This is a genomic window from Falsiruegeria litorea R37 (genome assembly GCF_900172225.1).
In the GTDB taxonomy this organism is placed as follows: domain Bacteria; phylum Pseudomonadota; class Alphaproteobacteria; order Rhodobacterales; family Rhodobacteraceae; genus Falsiruegeria; species Falsiruegeria litorea.
Genome location: NZ_FWFO01000003.1, coordinates 244,170 through 268,638, shown reverse-complemented (window position 1 = coordinate 268,638; position 24,469 = coordinate 244,170). Strand labels below are relative to the sequence as shown.

Below are 24,469 nucleotides of genomic sequence, written 5' to 3'. Positions count from 1 at the left end.
GCGACCCAGATGCTGCCCGCCCGATTTGCCCCCGTCCTGTTCGGCTTTCTGGTCTCCGGTATCATGTCCTGCATCGTGACCTGCGTGGCAACGATCAAGGCGGTTGGCTTGGGTGAGCACACGTTCGGCAAATGGATGGGGGCATGGGCCTTCAGTTGGCCCATTGCCTTCGCGGTCATCCTGATCGTTGCGCCCGTGGTGCGCCGGTTCGTCGAGCGCTTGGTCAGCCCCAAGGGCTGACCCGCTGCAAAGAGGGCCCGTCGGGCCTGATGCGCAGCGTCCCTTGAGGGCCCTTAGTGCGCTTCGGCCCAGTTCGCGCCCTGACCGGCGTCCACAGTCAGTTTCACATCCAATTTCACCGCCGGGTCTGCGGCCCCTTCCATCACGGCGCGGGCGGCTTCGATAGTCTGATCCACAGCATCCTCGGCCACTTCGAACAGAAGTTCGTCGTGCACCTGAAGCAGCATCTTGGCTGGCAAACCCCTGATCGCATCCGGCATCTGCACCATGGCGCGGCGGATCACGTCTGCGGCGGTGCCTTGGATGGGCGCGTTGATCGCGGCGCGTTTGGCAAAGCCCGCACGCGGGCCTTTGGCGGCGATCTCGGTCGTGTGGATCTTGCGGCCGAACAGCGTCTGCACATAGCCGTGCTCTTTGGCGAACTCCACCGTGTTGTCCATATAGCGGCGGATGCCGGGGAACCGCTCGAAATAGCGGTCGATGAACCCCTGCGCCTCGGCCCGTGGGATGCGCAGGTTGCGGGCCAGTCCAAAGCCCGAGATGCCGTAGATCACACCAAAGTTGATCGCCTTGGCCTGACGTCGGATATCCGGCGTCATCTCATCCAGCGGCACATCGAACATCTCGGACGCCGTCATGGCGTGAATGTCCAGCCCATCGGCAAAGGCCTGTTTCAGCGCGTCGATCTCGGCAATATGCGCCAGGATGCGCAGTTCGATCTGGCTGTAGTCTAGTGACACCAGAACGTTGCCCGGCTCGGCAATGAACGCCTCGCGGATGCGCCGACCTTCTTCGGTCCGGACAGGTATATTCTGCAGGTTCGGGTCGGTCGAGGCCAGACGACCGGTGTTGGCCCCGGTGATCGAATAGGACGTGTGAACGCGGCCCGTGTCGGGGTTGATGTGCGTTTGCAGCGCGTCTGTGTAGGTCGATTTCAGCTTGCTCAACTGGCGCCAATCCAGCACCCGACGTGGCAGTTCATGCTCGGTCGCCAGGTCCTCCAAGATATCCGCCCCGGTCGAATACTTGCCGGTTTTGCCTTTCTTGCCGCCCTCAAGCGCCATCTTGTCAAACAGGATCTCACCCAGTTGCGCCGGGGAGCCCACGTTGAACGTCTCGCCTGCCAATTCGTGGATTTCAGCCTCAAGCCCCGCCATCTTTTGAGCAAAAGCATTGGACATACGGCTCAGAACTTCGCGGTCAACCTTGATGCCGTGCATTTCCATTTCGGTCAGCACTGGCACCAAAGGGCGTTCCAGCGTTTCATAGACCGTGGTCACCTGCGCGCGGTGCAGTTGCGGTTTGAACAGTTGCCACAGGCGCAGGGTGATGTCCGCATCTTCGGCGGCATAAGCCGTGGCCTCATCAATCGGCACCTTGTCAAAGGTGATCGCCGACTTGCCCGAGCCCAACAGCGGTTTGATCGGGATCGGTGTGTGACTCAGATAACGTTCGGACAGCGTGTCCATCCCGTGCCCATGCTCGCCGCCGTGCATCGCATAAGACATCAACATCGTGTCGTCGATCGGGGCCACGCGCACGCCGTAGCGCTCAAAAATCTTGGCGTCGTATTTCATGTTCTGCCCGATCTTCAGGATCGAGGGATCCTCGAGCACCGGCTTTAGCAGGTCGATGGCCTCATTCAGCGGCATTTGCCCTTCGGACAACTCGTCTGAACCAAAGAGGTCATCTGCCGCCGCCGCACGATGGGTCAGCGGGATGTAGCAGGCCGATCCGGCTTCGACACAGAGCGATATGCCCACAAGACCCGCGATCATTTCGTTCAGACCGGTGGTTTCCGTGTCGACCGCAACCCAGCCCCTGTCCCGGATCAGGTTGATCCACGGCCGCAGGGCTGCCGCGTCGCGGATGCATTCGTATTTCGACGCATCAAAGGGCACGTCCTCGGCCACGACCTCTGCGGCATCAGGCGCTGCTTTTTCAACAATGACCGGAGCCTCGGCCCCAAGCTGATCGGCGATCCGCTTGGTCAGGGTGCGGAATTCCATTTCGGCCAAAAAACCAAGCAAGGTTTCGGGGTCCGGGTCGCGTACTTCGAGATCATCTAGAGTAAACGTCAGAGGTGTCTTTTCATCCAACTGCACCAACCGTTTCGACAGTTCAATCTGCTCGCGCTTTTCGATCAGGGTCTGGCGGCGTTTGGGCTGCTTGATCTCTTCGGCGCGGTCCAGAAGGGTTTCCAGATCACCGTATTCGTTGATCAGCAGGGCGGCGGTCTTGACCCCAATGCCCGGTGCGCCCGGCACGTTGTCGACGCTGTCGCCTGCCAACGCCTGCACGTCCACAACCCGCTCAGGGTACACACCGAACTTTTCGAACACGCCATCGCGATCGATGCGCTTGTTCTTCATCGCATCGTGCATTTCGACCCCGTCGCCCACCAGTTGCATCAGGTCTTTGTCCGAGCTGATGATGGTGCAGCGGCCGCCGGCCTCGCGCGCCTGCACAGCCAGGGTTGCGATGATGTCATCGGCCTCATACCCCTCCATCTCTTCGCAGGCGATGTTGAAGGCGCGGGTCGCCTCGCGCGTCAGCGGCATCTGCGGGCGCAGGTCCTCGGGCATCGCTTCGCGGTTGGCTTTGTAGAGGTCATACATATCGTTGCGGAACGTATGGCTGCCCTTGTCAAAGATCACGGCCAGATGGGTCGGAGCGTCGGGACCATGATTGCCATCGACATAGCGCTGCAACATGTTGCAGAAGCCCGACACGGCCCCAATCGGCAGCCCGTCCGATTTGCGCGTCAGCGGCGGCAGCGCGTGATAGGCGCGAAAGATAAAGGCCGAGCCGTCGATCAGATGCAGATGGCAACCTTTTCCAAACTCGGTCTTGCTCATGATGTGGGGCCTTTTGCTTTGGGGACGCGTCCGGCTTTTTATCGTTTATCCCGCACTAGACCGCAATCGCTGTTGTCGAGACTGCCGACACAAGCAAATGCGCTAACTTACCGTTAAGATTTAGTCGATATGGTTAACACACTTTTAGGTTGTTTTGATCTGACCATATGGATAGCGTGCGAGCATGTTGAAGACGATTACCCTTAGATGTGACCACCCCGAGCTTAGTGATATCCTGGAGCCAGGAGAGCAGTTGTTGTGGTCGGGCCAGCCGGTTCAGGGTCGAAGGTTCTTTCAGGCCGTAGGGCACGAGCGTTTGTTGCACACGGCATTCTTAACAGCGGTTTTACTGGTTTGGGCGATCATGCCATTTGCGCCAGATCGCTCGGGGGTTTCATCTGACGTGCCATTTCAGATTGGCGTGATTGTGACCCTCACGTCTTTGGCTATTGCGACGGGGCTTGCTTTGGCGCGCCAGTTTGTGTTGACGCGGCTGGCCTATTTTGTGTCCGACAAACGGACCATCATTTGCCGCAGGGGGCGAAACTGGAAACTCCAAAACCAATTGCACATCACATCGTCCCCGCGATCGGATGCGGTATCGCCATTTGGCTCATTGCAAATCCAGTATGCTGCGCTCGAAGGGACAGCGCAGCCGGATCTTTGGACGCGTGTGTCCGCCTCGGTTGCCTATGGGTATGTCTATGATCCGCAAGAGCTTTGGCCGAGCGTTTCGACATCCAGAAACAGCACGTTTCACTGAACCCCTGGTTTGCCGTTCCGCCTCTAGTATTCAGATTGCAGGAACATTCGGTGCGACAAGGACACCGAAAAGGGCAGGGGAACCCAAGCCCCAAAAGGATGACCCGCGTCGCGCAGCGCGTCAACTTTGGGGGTCAAGCGACCCAAAACATCTGTTCGGATGACGCTTGTGTCACCGAAAATGCCCCGCATGACGGCTTTTGCGCTGACGTCGCTGTAGTTGCCGGTAGTGGTATAAAACTCGCGCGCACCCCAGCCAATCAACAACCACTGGGCGTCCGGATGATTCAACGGTTGGCCGTACTTTGCTAGTCGCGCGAATTGACGGCGGGTCAGCGGGGTCAGCGGCAAAAGAAAATCATAGTGAATCTGCCCCGAAACCAACAGGATTTCAGTCTCGCCCTCTCGGTCGAGTTGCCCGTCTGCCAAGTTGACCAAGGCCCCAGCCGTCGCTGCCAAGCCGTACAATACCGGAAATGCCACAAGCGCCAGGACAAGCCAAAGCGCTGTCCGGACCACGTTATTGGGCCTCGTGACCTTTCAGGACGTATTTGCAATCGCAATATGGGCACTCGACCCAGCCCAGGTCCTCGGGGATCAGCAGCCATACGCGGGGATGGCCCAAGGCGCCTTCACCGCCGTCGCAAGCGACGCGCGTGGTCTCGACGTTTTTGGTTTCCGGCGCTTCGATTGTCATCGCTGGCGGTCCTTCTGAGTTGTAGGCCTCGCGGGCATGGGTTAGCTGCGTTTATGAGCGATCAACCGAGCAGGGGCAAGTGCGGCAGATGACCCAGGATGCAATCCGGATCGAAGGCTTGAAGAAAACATATCGTGGCGGGCGTGGCGAACCCGAAAAGCATGCCCTCAAGGGGATTGATCTGGTGGTTCCGCGCGGCTCGGTCTTTGGGTTGCTCGGGCCCAATGGGGCGGGCAAGTCGACCCTGATCAACATTCTCGCGGGGTTGGTGGTCAAATCCGCGGGCAAGGTGACGATCTGGGGATTTGATCAGGACGCAAACCCGCGGCAATCACGGGCATCCATCGGCGTGATGCCTCAAGAGCTGAATCTGGACCCCTTCTTTACCCCACGCGGCGCATTAGAGGTGCAGGCGGGGCTTTATGGCGTGCCCAAGGCGCAACGCCGCAGTGATGAGATCCTCGAGATGGTGGGCCTGAGTGACAAAGCCGAGGCTTATGCCCGGACGTTGTCGGGCGGCATGCGGCGGCGGTTGCTTTTGGGCAAGGCGCTGGTGCATCGCCCGCATGTTCTTGTGCTGGACGAGCCGACCGCTGGTGTCGATATCGAGTTGCGCCAGATGCTCTGGGCCAATGTGCGCAAGTTGAACGAGCAAGGGATGACGATCATCCTGACCACCCACTACCTGGAAGAGGCGCAAGAGATGTGCGACCAGATCGCCATCATCAACAAGGGTGAAAAGATCGTGCAGGACAGCACCGCCAGCCTGCTGGGGCGACTTGATGCGCGCACCATGGTGATTTTGCCTGACGAGCCGATCTTTGCCTTGCCTGACGCCCCGGGTATCGATGCGATCTTGCGCGACGATGGCGCGGTTGTCCTATCCTATCATAGCCAACAGACCAGCGCCGAACATGTGCTTGAAGCAGTGCGATCAGTCGGTATCCGCATCCGGGACGTCAAAACCGAAGAGCCTGATCTGGAAGATGTGTTCCTGGCCCTGACGTCCTCGGCCGATCAATCAGCCCGATCGATTCGGGCCTGATAGCAATTGTTGCGCGAGGATCTGACGTGGATATAGGCCACGTCGGGCCGGGCAAAGATGCGCTCCACAGCCTCTTTGATCTGCTGCGTGGGCTCTACGGTTCCGGTGCCGTAAACGATCCGATCGTCCGCGCCGTACCCTTTGATCAGATAATCAGGTGAGCTCGTCAGGATTTCGGGTATTTCCCTGCCTGCGTGGCGTTCGCAGGTGTCTGCGCACAAGAATATCGGACCGGTTTCGGCATAGGGGTGCAGCGTGTCAAAAGGGCGATGCGCCAGGATCAGCATGGGTGCTCCATCAGGGATGTGGCGCAGGCAGTGCCGACACGGGTTGCCTGTTCCGGTTGAAACGGCCTGCTCGGGTGGGTTGCCATAGGCATCTGGTGCTCCGGCCTGATAGGCGCGGACGTCTGCGGTGGACAGGGCTTGGACTGTGAACATGGGTGCCTCCTTTTGTGCACCCAACCTGCCCGTTGAAGGGCAGAAGAAACGACCCGTTTCCTGCGCAATGCAGGTTTCGACTCGAAAAAGAACAAAACGTGAATATAATTGTGAGTCATCATGTTTGCCGAACTGTCGATCACGTCGAATTTCACCTTCCTCACCGGGGCATCCCACCCCGAGGAGTACATGGAGCGTGCGGTAACGTTGGGACTGGAGCAGATCGCGATTGCAGACGACAACTCGGTGGCGGGGATCGTGCGGGCCCACACCCAAGCGCGTGAGATTGCCCGCAAGGTACGCGAGCGTCAGACATGGGAAGAGCTCAATACCCCCATCGGGCCACCCTGTCCCGATCACATTGTGCGGCCTGCGTCCTACCCGGTCTATGCGGTGCCGCGTCTGATCCCGGCGGCGCGGCTGATCTTTACCGATGCCCCTGCGATCACCGTGCTACCACAGAACCGGCAAGGTTGGGGCAACCTGTGCCGGATCTTGTCCACCGGACGGCTCAGGGCGGAAAAGGGTGACTGCATCCTCCACCTGTCCGACCTTGAGGGGTTCGCGGACGGCCTCCACCTGCTGCTGTGGCCACAGACGACCACGGGTCGGTGCGGCGCGGATGAATGGGCTCCACATGCGGACCGGCTGACGCGCCGCTTTGCCGGACATATGCACATGCTGCTCACCCCGGCTTATGATGGTGCTGACAAGGACCGTTTTGCGCAGATCGAGGCTCAGGCCCGCGCGCTTGGCATTCCCACACTGGCCAGCGCTGCGCCGCGTATGCACCACGGTGCCCGCCGCAAGCTGGCCGATGTGCTCAGCGCTATCCGCCTGCGCTGCAAGGTCGAGGATCTGGGCCGCGCCGCACTTGCCAATGGCGAACAGCGCCTGCGATCCGGAACCGAAATGCGCCGCCTCTTCAAAGGCCACGAAGGGGCGGTTGCGCGCGCCGGTGATCTGGCCCGAACCCTCATCTTCTCGCTGGACGAGTTGCGTTATGAATACCCCAGCGAGGTCAGCGAGAATGAGACGCCGACCGAGCGTCTGCATCGGTTGGCGCATGAGGGGCTGACATGGCGTTACCCCGCCGGGACCTCTGACAGGGTCAAAAACATGCTGGCCCATGAACTGACCCTGATCGGCAAGCTGAAATACGAGCCCTATTTCCTGACCGTCCGGGACATCGTGCATTTTGCCCGCTCGCGCGACATCCTTTGTCAGGGGCGCGGATCGGCGGCCAATTCGGTGGTCTGTTTCTGCCTTGGCATCACCTCGGTCAGCCCGGAAATGGGCACGATGGTGTTTGAACGTTTCGTGTCCGAGGCGCGGGACGAGCCGCCCGACATCGACGTGGATTTCGAACATGAACGCCGCGAAGAGGTGATCCAGTGGATTTATGAACGCTATGGCCGTCACCGCGCGGGCCTCTGCGCCACGGTGATCCATTATCGCGGCAAACGCGCCATCCGCGAGGTAGGCCGCGCCATGGGCCTGACCGAAGACACCATATCCGGCCTCGCCTCACAGCTCTGGGGATTTTTCTCGGCTGACGGGTTAGAGGCGCAGCGCATGCGCGAGATCGGTCTCGACCCCACCGACCGCCGCCTGCAACAGACCATGGCACTGGTCTATGAAATCGTGGGCTTCCCCCGCCACCTGTCCCAGCACGTGGGCGGCTTTATCGTGACCGAGGGGCGGTTGGATGAGCTGGTTCCCATCGAGAACGCCACAATGGAAGACAGGACGGTCATCTGCTGGGACAAGGATGACATCGATTCCTTGGGAATCCTCAAGGTCGACGTGCTCAGCCTTGGCATGCTCACCTGCATCCGCAAGGCGTTCGACCTGATCGGGCAGCACCACGGCACGCAGTATGCGCTTTCGACCCTGCCGCCCGAAGATCCGCGCGTTTATGACATGCTCTGCGCCGCTGACAGCATCGGTGTGTTTCAGGTGGAATCACGCGCGCAGATGAACTTTCTACCGCGCATGCGCCCGCGCAATTTCTATGACCTGGTGATCGAGGTTGCCATCATCCGCCCGGGCCCCATCCAGGGCGATATGGTCCACCCCTATATCCGCCGTCGCAATGGAGAAGAGGAGGTCAGTTTCCCCTCGGACGCACTGGGCGAGGTGTTGGGCAAAACCCTGGGCGTGCCGCTGTTTCAGGAACAGGCGATGCAGATCGCCATCGTTGGCGCGGGGTTCACCCCCGAACAGGCCGACCGCCTGCGCCGGTCGTTGGCAACGTTCAAAAAACACGGCTCGGTCAGCGAGTTTCGCACGCTGTTTCTGGGTGGGATGAAACGCAACGGGTATGAGGAGGATTTTGCCGAGCGGTGCTTTTCTCAGATCGAAGGCTTCGGCTCTTATGGCTTCCCCGAAAGCCACGCCGCCAGTTTTGCGCTGCTGGTCTACGCCAGCGCCTGGATCAAATGCCACCATCCCGGCATCTTTGCTTGCGCCCTGCTAAACTCGCAACCGATGGGGTTCTATGCGCCTGCGCAGATCGTGCGGGACGCGCGCGAGCATGGTGTGCAGGTGCGTCCGGTCTGCATCAACACCAGCTATTGGGACAACGTGATGGAACCCGACGGGCGTGGCGGGTTGGCCCTGCGGCTGGGGTTCCGCCAGATCAAGGGGCTGAGCGAAGAAGACGCCAGTTGGCTCACGGCGGCGCGCGGCAACGGTTATCACGCGGTCGATGACGTTTGGCGCCGGGCCGGTCTGCCCCCATCGGTGATCGAACGGTTGGCCGAGGCGGATGTCTTTGCTGCTTGCGGTTTGAACCGGCGCGAGGCGCTGTGGCAGGCCAAGGCGATCAAGACGGCCAAGCCGCTGCCGCTCTTTGCGCTGGATATGGAAGGCGAGGCGCTGGATGAACCTGCTGCCCATTTGCCCGAGATGACATTGGGCGAGCAGGTGGTCGAGGATTACGTCGCCATGCGCCTCAGCCTCAAGGCGCATCCCGTTGGAATGCTGCGGCATCTTCTGACGCCGGGGGCGGATCAAGTACGCGAATTGCGTCAGGGAAAGCCCAACATCTGATGTTTCTGACGACACGGCGTCGCTGGTGGCGCTAAAGGCGGTTCACCCTAGGGCCGCCAGCCGTTAGAAGGCGCGCAAGAGCAGTAGTCGGAGATCAACCATGACCGCCCCCAAGCCTGTTGTCCTGTGCATCCTGGATGGATGGGGCCTGTCGGATGTGACCGAGGCCAACGCCCCCCATCTGGCCAACACCCCGGCGTTTGATGCGATCATGGAACAAGGCCCGCATGCCAAATTGATCACTCACGGCCCGGATGCAGGCCTGCCCAGCGGACAGATGGGCAATTCGGAAGTGGGGCACACCAACATCGGTGCGGGTCGCGTGGTGGCGATGGATCTGGGGCAGATCGATTTGGCCATCGAGGATGGATCATTCTTTGAAAATGCCGCACTGCTGGATTTCATTGCCAAGCTCAAGGGCACCGGCGGTACCGCTCATTTGATGGGCTTGGTGTCCGATGGCGGCGTACACGGGCATCTGGATCACATCGTGGCAGCCGCTCAGGCGATCACCCAGGCCGGTGTGCCGGTTGCGTTGCACGCCATCACCGATGGCCGCGATGTCGCTCCGAAATCGGCCTATACCTATATCGGTGAGCTGGAAGAGAAGCTGCCCGACGGGGCCAAGATCGTCACCGTTTGTGGCCGCTACTTTGCGATGGACCGAGACAACCGGTGGGAGCGGGTGTCCGAGGCCTACGGTGCGATGATCAAGGCCCAAGGGCGCGAAAGCGGCTCGGCTCATGACGCGGTTACCCGCGCCTACAACCAGTCCGAAACCGATGAATTCATCGTGCCGACTGTTCTGGACGGCTATCAGGGTGTGCAGGATGGCGACGGGTTCTTCTGTCTGAACTTCCGCGCCGACCGGGCTCGCGAAATTCTGGCCGCCATTGGCAAGCCGGATTTCGACGGCTTTGACACCGGCGCGCGCCCCGACCTGACGGCACTGCTGGGGATGGTTGAGTATTCAGACGATCACAACACCTATATGACCACCGCCTATCCCAAGGCCGAGATCGTCAACACCCTGGGCTCCTGGGTGGCCAAACAGGGCAAGCGCCAGTTCCGCCTGGCCGAGACCGAGAAGTATCCCCATGTCACCTTCTTTCTGAATGGCGGCAAAGAGGTGCCCGAGGAAGGCGAAGATCGTTACATGCCAAAGTCGCCCAAGGTGGCGACCTATGATCTGCAGCCCGAGATGTCCTCGGCCGAGGTCACCGAGAAATTCGTCGAAGCGATTGAAGCGGGTTACGACCTGATCGTCACCAACTATGCCAACCCCGACATGGTGGGTCACACTGGCGATCTGGATGCGGCGATCAAGGCATGCGAGGCCGTGGACCAGGGGCTGGCTCAAGTGATCCAGGCGTTGAACAAGGCGGGCGGGGCGATGATTGTGACGGCTGACCACGGCAACTGCGAGAAGATGTTTGACCCGGTCACCGGCGGGCCACATACGGCCCATACGCTTAACCCAGTTCCCGTGGCCCTTGTCGGTGGGCCGGATGGCGCTAAGCTGCGAGACGGGCGGCTGAGCGATCTGGCTCCAACGGTGCTGGAACTGATGGGACTGCCGCAACCGCCCGAGATGACTGGGGAAAGCCTGCTGGCATGAAATTGCGCGCAACACTGTTGGGATTGATGCTCTGGGGCGGTTCTGCTGCCGCAGAGACTGATCCGGCAGACGCGGCGCAGGATGCGGCGCTGTTGCTTGAGCAGGCGGGTGTCGCGCTGAGTGAGGCGGACAGCGCCCGCGATCGGGTGCGCGCGCTGACAGCAACCGTGCAGGCCTATGAGGCGGGATTGGCCGCCATGCGTGATGGCCTGCGCCGGGTGTCCACGCGCGAGGGGCAGTTGACCGCACAGCTGCGCGCCCGCGAGGATGAGATTGCCCAACTTCTCGGGGTTTTGCAGACGATCGAGACGTCAGAGCCCCCGGTCCTGCTGTTGCATCCCGCTGGTCCGATGGGCGCGGCGCGCTCGGCCATGATGCTGGCCGAGGTGACGCCGGGTCTGAACGCGCGGGCGCAGCAGTTGGCACAGGATCTGGACGAAGTGTCGACGCTGCGCACCCTGCAAGAAGATGCGGCGCAGAAGTTGGAATATGGTCTGGCCGGGGTTCAAAAGGCCCGATCCGAGCTGAGCCAGGCCATCGCCAACCGAACCGACCTGCCCAAACGCTTTACCGAAGACCCAGTGCGCACCGCGATCCTGATTTCATCGACCGAGACGCTGGACGGGTTCGCAAGCGGATTGGCCGAGATGGCGGATGGTGAGATATCATCCTCTTCTGCCGACATTTCGGGGCGCAAAGGCGCTTTGGGCCTGCCGGTTCAAGGTTTGGTGCTGCGCCGCGCGGGCGAAGCGGATGCCGCCGGGATCAAACGCGATGGCGTGATCGTAGCAACACGGCCTCGCGCTCTTGTAACCTCGCCTACGGCGGCGACCATTCGCTATCTGGGTCCGCTGCTGGATCTGGGCAATGTGGTCATTCTGGAGCCACAGCCCGACACGCTGTTTGTGCTGTCGGGCCTGCAAGAGGTCTATGGCGAGGCCGGTCAGGTGCTGCCCGAGGGCGCTCCGGTGGGGTTGATGGGCGGTGCAGCGCCGGAAATTGGTGCAATCTTGTCACTAAGCGGTGATGGCACTGGAACTGACCGCACAGAAACGCTCTATATAGAAGTCAGAGAGGGCGGCAGCCCAGTGGACCCCGATGAGTGGTTCCGAACCGACAAGGATGGATAAACGCACATGAAGAAATTCGTGATGGCCGCGCTGGGCGGCACGTTGGCAGGGATTGTCGCGACCACCCAGATCGCAGGCCCGCTTGTGGCACAAGAAGCCAAGAATAACGCAGGCGTCTATGAACAGCTGGATCTGTTCGGCGACATTTTCGAGCGCATCCGCGCGCAATATGTCGAAGAGGTGGACGAAGGCGAACTGATCGAAGCGGCCATTGACGGCATGTTGACCTCGCTGGATCCGCACTCCAGCTACCTTTCGCCCGAGGATGCAACCCAGATGCGGGTGCAGACCCGGGGCGAGTTTGGCGGACTTGGAATCGAGGTCACGCAGGAAGAGGGTTTTGTCAAAGTTGTCTCGCCGATCGACGGCACCCCGGCTGACGAGGCAGGCGTCGAAGCAGGCGATTTCATCACCCATGTGGACGGTGAAAGCCTGTTGGGTTTGACCCTGGACAAGGCGGTTGAGCTGATGCGCGGTCCGGTCGGATCCGAGATCATTATTACCGTTGTGCGCGAAGGCGAGCAGGAGCCGTTCGACGTGTCGATCATCCGCGACACGATCAAACTGACAGCCGTGCGCGCTCGAACTGAAGGCACCAGCGTGGTGCTGCGTGTCACCACCTTTAACGACCAGACTTATCCGAACCTGAAATCAGGTCTCGAAGAGCAGATCGAAGAGGCTGGCGGCATCGACAGCGTCAACGGCATCGTCTTGGACCTGCGCAACAATCCAGGTGGCCTGCTGACCCAGGCGATCAAGGTGTCGGACGCTTTCCTGAATGAGGGTGAGATCGTGTCGACCCGTGGCCGTGACCCAGCGGACGGCGACCGCTTTAACGCTGAACTGGGTGATCTGGCCCAAGGCAAGCCGATTGTTGTTCTGATCAACGGTGGTTCGGCCTCGGCGTCCGAGATTGTGGCCGGCGCGTTGCAGGATCACCGCCGCGCCATCGTGGTGGGTACCAAAAGCTTCGGCAAGGGCTCGGTCCAGACGGTTATGCCGCTGCGTGGGGATGGGGCCATGCGCCTGACTACCGCGCGCTATTACACACCGTCGGGCCGTTCGATCCAGGCGCTTGGCGTGTCGCCAGACATCGTGGTAGAGCAGCCGCGTCGCGCTGCTGCGACCGAGGAAGAGGAAGACGGCAACCGTCGTTCACGGTCCGAGGCCGATTTGCGGGGCAGCTTGAACAACGACAGCCTGTCCGAGGATGAGATCCGCCAGATCGAAGAGGATCGCGCCAAGGCCGAAGCCACAGCAGAACTGCGCGAGCAGGACTATCAGCTGGCCTATGCCATCGACATTCTCAAGGGCCTGTCGGCGCTTGCTCCGGCAGATCGCTGAGCTCTGGGGGCCGGGTTTTCCGGGCCCCGCATGACCAAAGAAAAAGGCCTGCGCGACGTGATGTCGGGCAGGCCTTTTTGGTGCGGATCCAGGCCGCTTACATCGTTTCCAGACAATGCCTGCGAAAGGCGCGTTTCAACATGTCCAACTCGGCGCGCAGCAATTCGACCTCGGCGCGCAGGTCGTCGGACACGGCCTCGCCTGCGATCAACGAGAAATCGCCCAGCTTGGTATCCGTGGCATGGTCGATGATCAGAAAAGTCTGCACCCCGTCCGCCACCGCATGCTGCGGAATCGTTATCTTGATGTCCCAATAGCTGCTGTCGCCGCCCTCGACCAACTCTACCTCTTCGAGGATCTGATCCAGGTAGGTCACGCGAATATCGGGGCGTTTGCCGGTGGTCGGCGCGCCGGTAATGCGCCCTTCCCACATGCCGTTGCGCAGGCGAATTTTGGTCAGCGTCAGGTCGCTCATGCAAGGCCCTCCTACAAGGCGGCGCGCCGGTGGCGGCAGAATGTCAGGTCTCGGATGATGACCTGATTCATGTCGGGTGCTTCGAAAATCAGGTCGAGCCAAACTTTTTCGATGCGTTTTTCATTCAGGCGTGAATAGGCCAGATCAAATTCGACCATCACATCCTGTTCGTTCAGTGGCAATTCGCGCACAACCTGTTCGGTGTTGGGGCCATGTTTGATGTTCAGGCGGGCAAAGATCTCGAGCGGTTTTTCAGCTTCGATGATCGTGTCTATGCGCAACAGATGTGCACGGGTCATCCCCTGCGCGGCCTCGGGCGGCAGGTCGATCACCAAAGATAAGAATGAACCGTCGAATTTGAAAACATCCATGCGCAGGCCAAAGGGGGCCAGATCCGCCTCGCGTGTGTTGCGTAATTGGCGCAGGGTGAGTTCCGAGAAATCGCAGTCGTGAAACAGCGTCACCTCCTCGCCCAGCTTCGAACGCGATGGGGCTGATGAGATACCCAAGACGGGCAGAGGCCCGCGCCACACCTCAGGGCGCCAGGACCAATCGGTGCCGTGAGGCTTGGGGAAATAGGATGAACCGATCAGGGGTAAGGCCAGACGGCCGTCCGCCTCGTGGATCAGGCGATCCAGATGAGCGCGCAGCCCACGCGCCTGGTTTCGCTGCGTCCGCAGGGTCGAAAGCGAGGTCGTCGCTGCGGTTCTTGCAGCGCGCCGCCACCGCCGAAGCGACCGCAAGTGAAACAACTGATCCAGTACCCTGCCCATAATCCATCCATCGCGTGTTTGGCCGCGTTCCAGATCCTGTTTACCCTCAGGTCGTTAATCAAAGAAAGCCAATAGCTGGATTCGAAGGAATTTTTTCCACGGGTGGGCAACAATTAACCTAGGGTTTGATTGTGCTGGCCTTGCGGGTCTTGTCGGCCAGATCGGACAGGATCAGCGCGCCTTTGTTGTTCAGGGCGGGGCTGCCAGCGTTGGCATAAAGCGCCAGACCGACCAGTTGGCCATTCACCACAAAGGCGGATCTCCAGTGTTCCGGGCTTGCGCCGTCGACCTCGTGCCCGTCGCCTTTGAGGCGGACAAAAGGCAGGCCGCCGCGCGTTTGCTGGTCAAGGACCGTAGCAGGGGCGGCGGATGTGGCCAATCCCTTGACCGTTGGTTGACTTGTGTCGTCGGTGCTGACGGCCGTGACCGTGATCACGGCGAGATCCTGGGATGCGGAAAAGCCGCGCATACCCAAGGCGTCGCAACGGGCCAACATGGCAAAGCTTTCGGTTGCGCGAACCCGCACTGATCGTTCGTCCACGCAATAGCCGAACGGGGCCACCAATTGGACATTGCCCGCCGCCAATGAGGCACGGGTGACCTGCTCTTTGGGCGTGGCGGCAAAGGACAGCGCCCCGATGGGTTGGCAAGCCGAGGTCAGCGCAAGACTGGCGCCGACCATTGCGGCCTTAGAGGTCCATGTATTCATGTTTTTCCGATTTTCCGCCGGGGTGGGTCACCGCCCCTTTGTAGGTTTCGCCTACCAGCTGCGCGTATTTCCACAGCGCGCCAGAGGCATAAATTGTCTCGCGCGGGCCGCTCCAAGCGGCCTTGCGGGTGGCGAGCTCTTCGTCTGTCAGATCGACCGAGAGTGTACCGGTGATGGCGTTGATGGTGATCATGTCGCCGTCCTTTAGCAGGGCGACCGGTCCGCCGTGTGCTGCTTCGGGTCCGACGTGACCCACGCAGAAACCGCGGGTCGCGCCGGAAAAGCGCCCGTCAGTTATGAGCGCAACTTTCTTGCCCATTCCCTGACCGGACAGCGCGGCCGTGGTTGCCAACATCTCGCGCATTCCTGGTCCGCCCGAGGGACCTTCGTTACGGATCACGATCACGTCGCCTTCTTTGTAGGCGCGCTGCTGTACCGCATCAAAGGCGTCCTGTTCGCATTCGAACACACGCGCGGGGCCGGTAAACACGATGTCCTCATCCGCCATGCCGGCGATCTTCACGATTGCACCTTCGGGCGCCAGATTGCCCTTCAGGCCGACAACGCCGCCGGTTGTCGACAGGGGTGTTTCCACCGGATAGATTACGCGCCCATCAGCGGCGCGATCGATCTTTGCCAGTTCCTCGCCAACGGTCTGACCGGACGCGGTCATGCAATCCTCGTGCAGCAGCCCGGCCTTGGACAGCTCTTTCATCACCACGGGAACGCCGCCTGCCTCATACAGGTCCTTGGCCACGTACTGACCACCGGGTTTAAGGTCGACGAAATAGGGCGTGTCGCGGAAAATCTCGCAGACGTCATCCAGGAAGAAGTCGATCCCGGCCTCATGCGCCATCGCGGGCAGGTGCAGACCTGCGTTTGTCGAACCGCCCGTGCAGGCCACGATCCGGGCCGCGTTTTCCAGCGATTTGCGCGTGACGATGTCACGGGCGCGGATGTCTTTCTCGATCAAGTTCATAACCGCCTCGCCCGAGGCAATCGAATAGTGATCGCGGCTTTCATAGGGAGCAGGTGCGCCCGACGAGTTGAAGAGAGCCAACCCGATCGCCTCGGACACGCAGGCCATTGTGTTGGCGGTGAACTGCCCGCCACATGCCCCGGCCGAGGGGCAGGCGACCGCTTCAAGCTTTTCCAGCTCGCAGGTGGTCATGTGCCCGGCCTGATGCTGACCGACGGCCTCGAACACGTCTTGGATGGTCACATCCTTACCGTCGATACGACCCGGCAGGATCGATCCGCCATAGATGAACACGGATGGCACGTTCAGTCGGATCATCGCCATCATCATGCCCGGCAGGGATTTGTCGCAACCTGCCAGCCCGACCAACGCATCATAGCTGTGACCGCGCATGGTCAGCTCGACGGAATCCGCAATCGCCTCACGCGAGGCGAGAGAGCTGCGCATCCCTTCGTGTCCCATTGCGATCCCGTCAGTAACCGTGATGGTGTTGAATTCACGCGGGGTGCCGGACGCGCCTTTGACACCCAGTTTGACAGCCTGCGCTTGACGGCTGAGCGCGATGTTGCAAGGCGCGGCCTCGTTCCAGCAGGTGGCGACCCCGACCAAAGGCTGATGGATCTCGTCATCGCTCAGCCCCATGGCATACAGGAACGCGCGGTGCGGCGCGCGTTCTGGCCCTTCGGTGACGTGTCGGCTTGGCAGTTTGGTCTTGTCGAACTTGCGACGTAGCATGGCTGGCCTCCCTGAATTTCCCCTCAAATTTGAAATACCTGCCTGTGAATAACCGCACAAGGGCAGCACAAAACTGTTCGTGTACAATCCTTGTAATCGAAGGGGCCAATGCTTACCGTTCAGAACTCGGTGACAGTGGAATATCCGCGCCTTGCCGTGGATCAATTCATCTGAGACGAGGGCCGGGTCATGGAACCCACGTTGTTTTCATTTATTTGGAAATATTCGAAAAAACAGCAATTTGTTCTGCTGCTTTTGACAATCGTTTCGTTCCCCTTTCTTTACATCTCGTTAGAGCTGCCCAAGCGGATCATCAACGATGCCATCGGGTCGACCACTGACATGGTATCGGTGTGGGGCTATGACCTGACCCAGATCCAGTATCTGCTGGTTCTGTGTTTCGCCTTTCTGGCCACGGTCATCGCCAGCGGTTTCATGAAGATGCGGATCAACACCATGAAGGGCGTGTTGTCCGAACGCATGCTGCGGCGGTTGCGATTCAAGCTGATCAGCCGGATGATGCGGTTCCCCAAACCCTATTTCGCGACCACCAGTCAGGGTGAGCTGGTGTCGATGATCACGTCCGAGGCCGAACCGATGGGCGGGCTGATGGGCGATGCCATCGCGCAGCCGGTATTCCAGCTGGGGCAGATGCTGACCATCGTCACCTTCCTGTTCATGCAAAGCGTGTGGTTCGGGCTGGCTTCGGTCGCGTTGATCCCATTGCAGGCCTGGCTGATTCCGATGCTGCAGCGGCAGATCAACCTGCTGAACAAGTCGCGCATCCAAGAGGTGCGCAAGCTCAGCTCGGAAATCGGAGAAAGCGCTGCTGGTATCTCGGATCTGCGGGCCAACGGCGGATGGCGTTATCGTCTGGCGCAGTTCACCGAGCGTCTGGGGCGGCTTTTCGATATCCGGTTCAGGATCTATCAGAAGAAATTCTTCATGAAGTTCCTCAACAACCTGATCACCCAGATGACCCCGTTCCTGTTCTATTCGGTCGGCGGCTATCTGGCGATCAAGGGTGAGATTACGGTGGGCGCTCTGGTCGCCGCCCTGGGGGCGTACAAGGATCTGTCGAGCCCTTGGAAGGAACTGCTGACCTACTACAATCAGGTGCAGGACATGTCGCTAAGGTGGGAAATCGTGACCGAGCGTTTTGCACCGCGCAACATGATCCCGGACGAACTGTTTGAAGGTGAACCCAACGAAATTCCGCGTTTGGCGGGTGATATTGAGCTGAAGAACGTCACGGTGCTGGACAACGACGGGAACACCGTTCTTGAGGACCTGAACCTGACCATCCCACCCGGCGCAAGGGTGGCGATTCAATCAACCAAAGCCAGCGAACGCACCGCCATGGCGCAGCTGTTGACGCGCGAAATCCTACCTGCGCGGGGCGAGGTTTTGCTGTCGGGCCACAATATCGAGGATTTGCACCAAGCGGTGATCGCAGCCCGCATCGGCTATGCTCATTCGCGTCCCTATCTTTTTGACGGCACGTTGGGAGACAACCTGCTGATGCCCCTGCGCACACATCCCCACTATGCCCCTGATGTTTTGCGCCGACCCACAAAGAAGCAGATCGAGGCGGTGCGCGCGGGCAACAGCCCAGATTCGCTGGACGAGGATTGGCTTGATCCTGGCCTTGCCGGGCTGACCGACGGTGATCAGATCCGGGATTGGTGGTTCAAGCTGGTCGAAGCCATGGGCATCGACGAATTCATGTTCCGCCGCACCCTGCGCTCGCGGTTTGATCCCACATTGCATTCGGCGCTGGCTGGTGAAATCGTGGCGATCCGTGGCAAAGTTTCCGAGCGGCTGAAAGAACGAGGGCTGGACGATGCAGTGTTCCGGTTTTCGCCTGACAAGTTCAACCCTGCTGTGCCCTTGGGCGGCAACCTGCTGTATGCTGCGCCCGCACGCGAGATCACCCAAGAGAAGCTGGCCAAGGATGGTCGGTTCATGGTGATGCTGCGGGATCAGGGATTGGCGGATGATGCGCAGGCTATCTCGCTTGGCGTTATCGACATGTTGCGACAAACCTTTGGCCGCGACGGTATGAACCACCCGCTGTTTCTGCGTTTGGGGTTGGATGAAGAGACATATCTGAAGCTGCTCGAAATCGCTGATCGGATCGACGCCAAAGGCGAAGAGATGCTAAGTGACGAAGACCGTGCTTTGGTTGTCACCGTGCCGTTCCTGCTGACTGCGGAACAGATTGGGCCCAGCTTTCCGCAAGAATACAAGGACCGCATTCTGGCGATCCGGCAGAGCAAGTCTGCCGTCCTGCGTGATTTGGTGGGCGGGGATTTTGTGCCCGTGTCCGAGGACGCTTATGTGCCGCGTCTGACAGTGGTGGAAAATGCGCTCTTTGGTCGGGTGTCATTGATGGCCGGCGCCAAGGCGGATGAGATCGAGGATCTGGTGGCCGAGATTTTGGTCGAAGCAGGGCTGCGACGTCGTATTGCCACGATCATCTACGATCTGCCTGCTGGACTGGGCGGGACCAACCTGCCGACCGTGTTTCAGGAACGTGCAGCCTTTTCCAGGGCTGGGATCAAACGGCCTGATGTTTTGGTGTTGGATCAGGCGCTGGCCAGCCATGACAGTCAAAGCCGACTACGTACGCGGCAAAAGTTGCGAGAGCTGCTGCCCAAGTCGATCATGATCTTTATGGAGGACAACTTCGCTCATCCCGAGGCATATGACTTGTTCATCGAAATCGAGGACGGGCGCATCGACGGCGTGTCCCGCTCGGTTGGTGAACTGGATCAGGGCGGTGCCGCCGATCTAAGCCGTAAATTGAACATCATTGCGTCGACCGAATTGTTCGCCAAGCTTGACGCCCGCAATCAACGTTTGTTGGCGTTTTCGGCGCAGTGGTACGATGTGGCCGCCGACCAGGTTGTTTTCTCGGAAGGCCAAGCGCCGGATGCCGCCTATCTGTGCCTATCCGGCAAAGCCGAGCTGCGCTGGCCGGTGGGACAGGACAACGACGGTCGTGCGATTTCGGTTGTCGAGCCGGGGCGCCTGATCGGGGATTTGTCGATCATCACACGCGAGCCGCGCCCCTTTGATCTGATCGCGAAAGAGGATAGCGCGTTCTTGCGCATAGGGGCCGAGGAATTCCGTGCCGTGATCGAAAGCGATGCCACAGTCGCAGTGAGCCTTTTGGAAACTGTTGCCGATCATCTGGTTGAGGCCGCGGCCTTTATGCGGGCGCAAAATATCAACCTTGCAGATTTCACCAACCCAGACGGGACGCCGGTGCCCATGGATCTGATCAACAGGCAAGACGATGCTTGAACGCGCCTATGCACCACATGAACAACTCGTCGGCCCCGGCCGCGCGCATTCGCAGTTGTGGAAGTTGCTGGTTGGCCTGCTGTCAATTGGTCTGTTTGTGTTTGCCTTGAACACGCTTCTGCTTGGCGCGATGGCAGGGACTGGATCCGATGCCTGGGCCCAAAGTGTTCTGACAGGCGGTTCGCCCGCGGCGATGTATATCTTGCTGGGTAGCTTTGGGTTCGTGACCCTGGCCGTCGCACTGGCAGCGAAACAACTGCAACGCCGCAGCCTGAGCAGCATCATCGGCCCGACGCAGCAGACGCTGGTGCAATTCTGGAGCGTCCTGCGCATTCTGCTGATCCTGTGGATCGTGGTGCTGATCCTGCCCCCGTACGACATGGGCGCCCCACTGGAAAGCAACCTGTCGCTTGCGACCTGGCTGGTGCTGCTCCCCCTGTCTGTGTTGGCTGTTCTGGTTCAAGTCAGCGCCGAGGAAATCCTGTTTCGTGGCTACATTCAGCAATCGTTGGCGGCCCGATTTCGCAGCCCGCTGATTTGGATGGTTCTGCCCTCTGCCCTTTTTGCTCTTGGTCATTACGTGCCCAGTGAGGCCGGAGAGAATGCGGTTCTTATTGCAGTCTGGTCCGGTGTATTTGGTCTTCTCATGGCTGACCTGACAGCGCGCTCTGGGACATTGGGACCTGCAATTGCGCTGCATCTCTTCAATAACATGATTGCGCTCTTGTTCATCTCGCTCCCCGACAGTCTGAATGGTCTTTCGCTGTATCTGGTTCCATATGAGATGTCAGACACCGATCACTTGCGATCCTGGCTCATGGCAGACTTTGCGATGATGCTTGTGGCCTGGCTTGCGGCACGTCTTGCGTTGCGCCGCTGATTGCATTTCCTGACGCGGCGTCTTATCTGGGCACAGTGCAGCATCAGAAGGTTCCGATATGAACTGGATCACCAACTACGTCCGGCCCCGGATCAACTCTATCTTTTCGCGCCGCGAAGTGCCCGAGAACCTCTGGCACAAATGCGATGAATGCGGGTCGATGCTGTTCCATCGCGAACTGGCCGACAACCTGAACGTTTGCACCGAATGTGATCACCACATGGCGATCACCCCGCGTGCGCGGTTCAAAGGCCTGTTTGACGGCGGTATTTTTACCGAAGTCGATGTGCCCGAACCCACCACCGATCCTTTGCAGTTCCGTGATCAAAAGAAATATCCCGACCGAATGAAGTCGGCGCAGAAATCCACGGGCGAGAAAGAGGCGATGCTGGTCGCCCTGGGCGAAATCGGCCGCACCCCGATTGTGGCAGCGGCGCAAGACTTCTCGTTCATGGGCGGTTCGATGGGCATGTATGTGGGCAACGCCATCATCGCTGCCGCCGAAAAAGCGGTTGAGCTCAAGCGCCCGCTGATCCTGTTTTCCGCCGCTGGCGGCGCGCGGATGCAAGAGGGTATCCTGAGCCTGATGCAGATGCCACGCACCACCGTTGCAGTGCAGATGCTGAAAGAGGCGGGACTTCCCTATATCGTTGTCCTGACCCACCCCACCACCGGCGGCGTGACCGCGTCTTATGCGATGCTGGGGGACGTTCATATCTCGGAACCCAACGCGTTGATCTGCTTTGCCGGTCCTCGTGTGATCGAGCAAACAATTCGTGAAAAACTGCCCGAAGGGTTCCAGCGCGCTGAATATCTGCTGGATCACGGCATGCTGGACCGCGTGACCAAACGCACCGAAATGCGCGAAGAGCTGATCACGATCACCCGTATGCTGATGAACCAGCCCCCCGCCGTCAAAGGCGACCTGCCCGCGCCCGAGCCCGAGGTTGTGGAGGAAGCCGAGGCAGAGGCCCCAGCGGACGAGGCAGCCAAGGAATGACCGCCCCCACGTCGGACGTCATCCTGGACCGGATGATGGCGCTGCACCCCAAGATCATTGACCTGACCTTGGACCGCGTCTGGCGTTTGCTGGAGGCGCTGGACAACCCACAGACCAAACTGCCCCCGGTGATCCATATCGCGGGCACCAACGGCAAGGGCTCGACCCAGGCCATGATCCGCGCAGGCCTTGAAGGGGCAGGTCTGACCGCGCATGCCTATACCTCGCCGCATCTGGCACGGTTTCACGAGCGTATCCGCTTGGCCGGAGAGCTGATTACTGAAGAGCACCTGACGCAGGTGCTGGATGAATGCTACGTTGCCAACAACGGCATCGACATCACCTATTTCGAGATCACCACCGTCGCGGCACTGCTGGCCTTTGCCCGCGCACAAGCCGATTACACATTGCTTGAGGTCGGCCTGGGCGGACGTCTGGACGCCACCAACGTGATCGACAAACCGGCGCTGACCCTGATCACACCGGTGTCCATCGACCACGAGCAGTTTCTGGGTAACACCCTGGCCAAGATCGCCGCGGAAAAGGCCGGGATCATCAAACGTGGCGTGCCCGTCATTGTCGGCCCGCAGCCTGACGAGGCGATGGAGGTGATCGAAGACACCGCCACCCGTCTTGGCGCGCCGCTGATTGCCTATGGTCAACACTGGCATGTGCACCGTGAAAACGACCGGTTGATCTATCAGGATGAAACCGGGCTGCGTGATCTGCCACTGCCCAACCTGCTGGGCGCACACCAGATCCAAAACGCAGGCGCTGCCCTGGCCGCCTTGCGCCACCTGAACCTGGGCGATGCCGCCTATGAGGCCGCCGTTACGGACGCCGAATGGCCCGCCCGCATGCAGCGCCTGAAAACCGGCCCGCTGGTTGATGCCGCACCCGAGGCTGAGCTGTGGCTGGATGGCGGCCACAACGCCGCCGCTGGTCAAGCGATTGGCGATCTGCTGCAAGGGTTGCCCAAACGCCCGACCCATCTGATCTGTGGGATGCTGAACACCAAGGACGTGACCGGCTATCTACGCCCACTGGCGGCTCAGGCTGACACGCTCACCGCCGTTTCAATCCCAGGTGAAGCCAACACGCTCTCGGCCGAAGACACAGCTGCCGCGGCGAAGTCGGTCGATTTTCCGGCCAGCACGGCGGAAACGGTGCTGGATGCGCTCCAAGCGATCACCGCCCAAGATCCGCATGCACGTGTCCTGATCTGTGGTTCGCTCTACCTGGCTGGGAACATCCTGCGCGACAACGGCTGACCCTGCACACAGGGCCGGCTCTCTTCTTCTTGCCAAAAACATCCCGGGGGAGTCGCAAAGCGACGGGGGCAGAGCCCCCTTACTGCCCCCAATCCTTGTCCTGCATCTCACGCAGGCGCGAGGCGGTGCGTTCAAATTCAAACGTACCTTCACCTTCCAGATACAGCATTTCGGGCTGGGCAGCGGCGGAACAAATCAACCGTACTTGCGCCTCGTAAAGCGCATCGATCAAGGTGACGAAGCGCTTGGCTTCGTTGAAGTTGTTGCGCGACAAGGTTGGGATATCATCCAGCATCAGCACCTTGACCGCCTCGGCCACGGCCAGATAATCCCCCGGACCCAGCATCTTGCCACACAGATCGTAAAACGACGCCCGGGCTATCCCATTACGGAACGCAGGCAATGTCACGTCGCGCCCCTTGACCCGCAGGATCAGTGGCTCTGCTGCACCGCCCGTTAGATCGGTCCAGATCGCGTTCATCTCGGCCCGCGCTTCGGGACCAATGGGCGAGAAATAGACCTGCGATCCCTCCAGCCGGTTCTGGCGATAGTCGGTGGGGCTCACCATTTCCCAGGTGACCATTTTTTCTTTGATCAATTGGATGAAGGGCAGGAAAAGTTGGCGGTTCAGCCCGTTCTTGTACAGATCATCGGGGATGCGGTTCGACGTTGTGATGACCACAACGCCCGCATCAAACAGCGCCTCGAACAGGCGGCCCACGATCATGGCATCGGTGATGTCGGTGATCTGCATCTCGTCAAAGGCCAGCACCCGCACAGATTTGACGACCTCACCCACCACCGGTTTCAGGGCATCTTCGATCCCGTTTTGGCGTGCTTCATGCATGCCCGCGTGGATTTCCTGCATGAAGGCGTGGAAATGCACGCGGCGCGAGGGGACATCCCCCAGCGTATCAACGAACATATCCATCAGCATCGACTTGCCGCGACCGACGCCGCCCCACAGGTACAGCCCCTTGGGCGGCGGCGGGGCCTTGCGAAAGAACCCGCGTTTGACCGGCGTCATGACAGCGGTGCGGATGCGCTCGAACTCGGGCAGAACAGCCTCTTGTGCGGGGTCCGCGTTCAGGGTCCCATCAGCGACACGCGCGGCATAGAGCGAAGAAACAACAGTCATTTTGCACCCATA

General features: G+C 60.1%; 20 protein-coding genes. 11 read left to right on the top strand and 9 right to left on the bottom strand.

Annotated elements, in window-relative coordinates; genetic code table 11:
- The first annotated feature begins 9 nt into the window (after positions 1-9).
- Positions 10-240 (top strand): DUF2798 domain-containing protein, encoded by a 231-nt coding sequence (locus TRL7639_RS17620; protein ID WP_085797181.1) that lies wholly within the window; start codon positions 10-12, stop codon positions 238-240.
- 53 nt (positions 241-293) lie between these two features.
- Here the strand turns inward: TRL7639_RS17620 and polA are convergent, their stop codons facing one another.
- Complete coding sequence (polA, locus tag TRL7639_RS17615; protein WP_085797180.1) at positions 294-3,098, bottom strand: DNA polymerase I; 2,805 nt, start codon at positions 3,096-3,098, stop codon at positions 294-296.
- Positions 3,099-3,282: 184 nt separating this feature from the next.
- Between polA and TRL7639_RS17610 the strand changes: the two genes are divergently transcribed.
- Complete coding sequence (locus TRL7639_RS17610) at positions 3,283-3,861, top strand: hypothetical protein (RefSeq protein WP_133057673.1); 579 nt, start codon at positions 3,283-3,285, stop codon at positions 3,859-3,861.
- A 23-nt stretch (positions 3,862-3,884) separates the two neighbouring features.
- On the opposite strand, the gene TRL7639_RS17605 is transcribed toward TRL7639_RS17610, so the two are convergent.
- Positions 3,885-4,379, bottom strand: a complete 495-nt coding sequence (locus TRL7639_RS17605) for a DUF2459 domain-containing protein (protein ID WP_085797178.1) — start codon at positions 4,377-4,379, stop codon at positions 3,885-3,887.
- A 1-nt stretch (position 4,380) separates the two neighbouring features.
- Positions 4,381-4,557 carry a zinc-finger domain-containing protein gene (locus tag TRL7639_RS17600; protein WP_085797177.1) on the bottom strand — a complete coding sequence of 59 codons (177 nt, stop codon included), beginning with the start codon at positions 4,555-4,557 and terminating at the stop codon, positions 4,381-4,383.
- A gap of 88 nt (positions 4,558-4,645) precedes the next feature.
- Between TRL7639_RS17600 and TRL7639_RS17595 the strand changes: the two genes are divergently transcribed.
- The gene (locus tag TRL7639_RS17595; protein ID WP_085797176.1) at positions 4,646-5,602 is read left to right on the top strand and encodes an ABC transporter ATP-binding protein; all 957 of its coding nucleotides are present in this window, start codon (positions 4,646-4,648) and stop codon (positions 5,600-5,602) included.
- Here TRL7639_RS17595 and TRL7639_RS17590 read toward each other — a convergent pair.
- Entirely contained in the window at positions 5,575-6,042 is a 468-nt protein-coding gene (locus TRL7639_RS17590) for a DUF1203 domain-containing protein (RefSeq protein ID WP_085797175.1), read from the bottom strand. The genes TRL7639_RS17595 and TRL7639_RS17590 overlap by 28 nt on opposite strands.
- Before the next feature lie 120 nt (positions 6,043-6,162).
- On the opposite strand from TRL7639_RS17590, the gene TRL7639_RS17585 reads away from it, so the two are divergent.
- The 4 genes from TRL7639_RS17585 (at position 6,163) to TRL7639_RS17570 (ending at position 13,188) form a co-directional block, all read left to right on the top strand.
- Complete coding sequence (locus TRL7639_RS17585; protein WP_085797174.1) at positions 6,163-9,096, top strand: error-prone DNA polymerase; 2,934 nt, start codon at positions 6,163-6,165, stop codon at positions 9,094-9,096.
- 100 nt (positions 9,097-9,196) lie between these two features.
- Complete coding sequence (gpmI, locus tag TRL7639_RS17580) at positions 9,197-10,714, top strand: 2,3-bisphosphoglycerate-independent phosphoglycerate mutase (protein WP_085797173.1); 1,518 nt, start codon at positions 9,197-9,199, stop codon at positions 10,712-10,714.
- Positions 10,711-11,844, top strand: a complete 1,134-nt coding sequence (locus TRL7639_RS17575; protein WP_085797172.1) for a murein hydrolase activator EnvC family protein — start codon at positions 10,711-10,713, stop codon at positions 11,842-11,844. Before gpmI ends, TRL7639_RS17575 begins: the two co-directional genes overlap by 4 nt.
- 6 nt (positions 11,845-11,850) lie before the next feature.
- Positions 11,851-13,188 (top strand): S41 family peptidase, encoded by a 1,338-nt coding sequence (locus TRL7639_RS17570; RefSeq protein WP_085797171.1) that lies wholly within the window; start codon positions 11,851-11,853, stop codon positions 13,186-13,188.
- 97 nt (positions 13,189-13,285) lie between these two features.
- Here TRL7639_RS17570 and TRL7639_RS17565 read toward each other — a convergent pair whose 3' ends face one another.
- The 4 genes from TRL7639_RS17565 to ilvD all read right to left on the bottom strand — a co-directional run bounded on the left by TRL7639_RS17565 (position 13,286) and on the right by ilvD (position 16,859).
- Entirely contained in the window at positions 13,286-13,663 is a 378-nt protein-coding gene (locus TRL7639_RS17565) for a hypothetical protein (RefSeq protein ID WP_085797170.1), read from the bottom strand.
- An 11-nt stretch (positions 13,664-13,674) separates the two neighbouring features.
- A complete protein-coding gene (locus TRL7639_RS17560; RefSeq protein WP_085797169.1) occupies positions 13,675-14,436 on the bottom strand; it encodes a DUF6478 family protein in 762 nt (253 codons plus the stop codon).
- 118 nt (positions 14,437-14,554) lie between these two features.
- A complete protein-coding gene (locus TRL7639_RS17555; protein WP_133057672.1) occupies positions 14,555-15,145 on the bottom strand; it encodes a hypothetical protein in 591 nt (196 codons plus the stop codon).
- Complete coding sequence (gene ilvD / locus TRL7639_RS17550) at positions 15,126-16,859, bottom strand: dihydroxy-acid dehydratase (RefSeq protein WP_085797167.1); 1,734 nt, start codon at positions 16,857-16,859, stop codon at positions 15,126-15,128. Before ilvD ends, TRL7639_RS17555 begins: the two co-directional genes overlap by 20 nt.
- 189 nt (positions 16,860-17,048) lie before the next feature.
- On the opposite strand from ilvD, the gene TRL7639_RS17545 reads away from it, so the two are divergent.
- From TRL7639_RS17545 to TRL7639_RS17530, 4 genes are read left to right on the top strand one after another with little or no spacing between them, the layout of a single operon-like run.
- The gene (locus TRL7639_RS17545; RefSeq protein WP_085797166.1) at positions 17,049-20,168 is read left to right on the top strand and encodes an ABC transporter transmembrane domain-containing protein; all 3,120 of its coding nucleotides are present in this window, start codon (positions 17,049-17,051) and stop codon (positions 20,166-20,168) included.
- Positions 20,161-21,048: a CPBP family intramembrane glutamic endopeptidase gene (locus TRL7639_RS17540; protein WP_085797165.1), complete on the top strand. Its 888-nt coding sequence runs from the start codon at positions 20,161-20,163 to the stop codon at positions 21,046-21,048. Before TRL7639_RS17545 ends, TRL7639_RS17540 begins: the two co-directional genes overlap by 8 nt.
- A gap of 58 nt (positions 21,049-21,106) precedes the next feature.
- Complete coding sequence (accD, locus tag TRL7639_RS17535; RefSeq protein WP_085797164.1) at positions 21,107-22,048, top strand: acetyl-CoA carboxylase, carboxyltransferase subunit beta; 942 nt, start codon at positions 21,107-21,109, stop codon at positions 22,046-22,048.
- A complete protein-coding gene (locus TRL7639_RS17530; protein ID WP_085797163.1) occupies positions 22,045-23,319 on the top strand; it encodes a bifunctional folylpolyglutamate synthase/dihydrofolate synthase in 1,275 nt (424 codons plus the stop codon). Before accD ends, TRL7639_RS17530 begins: the two co-directional genes overlap by 4 nt.
- A 79-nt stretch (positions 23,320-23,398) precedes the next feature.
- On the opposite strand, the gene zapE is transcribed toward TRL7639_RS17530, so the two are convergent.
- Positions 23,399-24,457 carry a cell division protein ZapE gene (gene zapE / locus TRL7639_RS17525; protein ID WP_085797162.1) on the bottom strand — a complete coding sequence of 353 codons (1,059 nt, stop codon included), beginning with the start codon at positions 24,455-24,457 and terminating at the stop codon, positions 23,399-23,401.
- Positions 24,458-24,469: the final 12 nt, after the last annotated feature.

What these genes read in the sequence shown, in the direction of transcription:
- TRL7639_RS17620 (WP_085797181.1), top strand. Translation starts at nt 10, where the DNA reads ATGCTGCCCGCCCGATTTGCCCCCGTCCTGTTCGGCTTTCTGGTCTCC.
- polA (WP_085797180.1), bottom strand. Translation starts at nt 3,098, where the DNA reads ATGAGCAAGACCGAGTTTGGAAAAGGTTGCCATCTGCATCTGATCGAC.
- TRL7639_RS17610 (WP_133057673.1), top strand. Translation starts at nt 3,283, where the DNA reads ATGTTGAAGACGATTACCCTTAGATGTGACCACCCCGAGCTTAGTGAT.
- TRL7639_RS17600 (WP_085797177.1), bottom strand. Translation starts at nt 4,557, where the DNA reads ATGACAATCGAAGCGCCGGAAACCAAAAACGTCGAGACCACGCGCGTC.
- TRL7639_RS17595 (WP_085797176.1), top strand. Translation starts at nt 4,646, where the DNA reads ATGACCCAGGATGCAATCCGGATCGAAGGCTTGAAGAAAACATATCGT.
- TRL7639_RS17590 (WP_085797175.1), bottom strand. Translation starts at nt 6,042, where the DNA reads ATGTTCACAGTCCAAGCCCTGTCCACCGCAGACGTCCGCGCCTATCAG.
- TRL7639_RS17585 (WP_085797174.1), top strand. Translation starts at nt 6,163, where the DNA reads ATGTTTGCCGAACTGTCGATCACGTCGAATTTCACCTTCCTCACCGGG.
- gpmI (WP_085797173.1), top strand. Translation starts at nt 9,197, where the DNA reads ATGACCGCCCCCAAGCCTGTTGTCCTGTGCATCCTGGATGGATGGGGC.
- TRL7639_RS17575 (WP_085797172.1), top strand. Translation starts at nt 10,711, where the DNA reads ATGAAATTGCGCGCAACACTGTTGGGATTGATGCTCTGGGGCGGTTCT.
- TRL7639_RS17570 (WP_085797171.1), top strand. Translation starts at nt 11,851, where the DNA reads ATGAAGAAATTCGTGATGGCCGCGCTGGGCGGCACGTTGGCAGGGATT.
- TRL7639_RS17565 (WP_085797170.1), bottom strand. Translation starts at nt 13,663, where the DNA reads ATGAGCGACCTGACGCTGACCAAAATTCGCCTGCGCAACGGCATGTGG.
- TRL7639_RS17560 (WP_085797169.1), bottom strand. Translation starts at nt 14,436, where the DNA reads ATGGGCAGGGTACTGGATCAGTTGTTTCACTTGCGGTCGCTTCGGCGG.
- TRL7639_RS17555 (WP_133057672.1), bottom strand. Translation starts at nt 15,145, where the DNA reads ATGAATACATGGACCTCTAAGGCCGCAATGGTCGGCGCCAGTCTTGCG.
- ilvD (WP_085797167.1), bottom strand. Translation starts at nt 16,859, where the DNA reads ATGCTACGTCGCAAGTTCGACAAGACCAAACTGCCAAGCCGACACGTC.
- TRL7639_RS17545 (WP_085797166.1), top strand. Translation starts at nt 17,049, where the DNA reads ATGGAACCCACGTTGTTTTCATTTATTTGGAAATATTCGAAAAAACAG.
- TRL7639_RS17540 (WP_085797165.1), top strand. Translation starts at nt 20,161, where the DNA reads ATGCTTGAACGCGCCTATGCACCACATGAACAACTCGTCGGCCCCGGC.
- accD (WP_085797164.1), top strand. Translation starts at nt 21,107, where the DNA reads ATGAACTGGATCACCAACTACGTCCGGCCCCGGATCAACTCTATCTTT.
- TRL7639_RS17530 (WP_085797163.1), top strand. Translation starts at nt 22,045, where the DNA reads ATGACCGCCCCCACGTCGGACGTCATCCTGGACCGGATGATGGCGCTG.
- zapE (WP_085797162.1), bottom strand. Translation starts at nt 24,457, where the DNA reads ATGACTGTTGTTTCTTCGCTCTATGCCGCGCGTGTCGCTGATGGGACC.